Below are 805 nucleotides of genomic sequence, written 5' to 3'. Positions count from 1 at the left end.
TGGTTGAAATGCGCAAGATAGATCAACAACGACGCCTCACTCAAGAGCTCAACCAACACGCACAGCAACAAGCCGCCAAACTGCTCGTGCGCGGTTTAGCTCATGAGATCAAAAATCCACTTGGCGGATTACGCGGTGCGGCGCAGCTGCTGGAAAAAATGTTGCCCGATCCATCGTTAACCGAATACACCCACATCATTATCGAACAAGCCGATCGATTAAGAGCGTTAGTCGACCGCCTACTTGGCCCACAGAAACCGGGCAAAAAGACACAAGAAAATCTGCACCAAATTCTGGAGAAAGTACGCCAACTGGTCGAGTTAGAATCTCAAAACTCTATCATCATCGAACGCGACTACGACCCGAGCTTGCCTGAGATTTTGATGGATGCGGATCAAATAGAACAAGCGATGCTGAACATCGTCAGCAACGCGGCACAAATTCTTGCTCATCAAGAGCACGGCAACATCACCATTCGCACCAGAACGGTGCATCAAGCCAACATTCATGGCAAACGCTGCAAATTAGCGGCGCGCGTCGAGATCACTGATAACGGGCCGGGCATTCCACCAGAATTACAGGACACCTTGTTTTATCCCATGGTCAGCGGGCGCGAAGGCGGCACCGGACTCGGGTTGTCCATCTCACAAAATTTGATCGACCAGCACAACGGAAAAATCGACGTTGAAAGCTGGCCTGGCCACACCACTTTTACAATTTATTTGCCGATTTGACCTCACGAATGGATTTCGTTGAGCGCCAATTTACGGTTTTTGCTGCAAGGATTAGTACATGAGTAAAGGAT

General features: G+C 49.4%; 1 protein-coding gene. It reads left to right on the top strand.

Annotated elements, in window-relative coordinates:
* A partial coding sequence (glnL, locus tag R8O10_RS24625; RefSeq protein WP_318191875.1) for a nitrogen regulation protein NR(II) occupies positions 1-734 on the top strand: 734 nt, incomplete at its 5' end.
* Between the last annotated feature and the right edge of the window lie 71 nt (positions 735-805).

This window comes from Vibrio sp. 1727 (assembly GCF_033344415.1).
Classification (GTDB): domain Bacteria; phylum Pseudomonadota; class Gammaproteobacteria; order Enterobacterales; family Vibrionaceae; genus Vibrio; species Vibrio alginolyticus.
The sequence above is the reverse complement of the archived record's forward strand: the minus strand, read 5'-3'. Positions and strand labels throughout refer to the sequence as shown.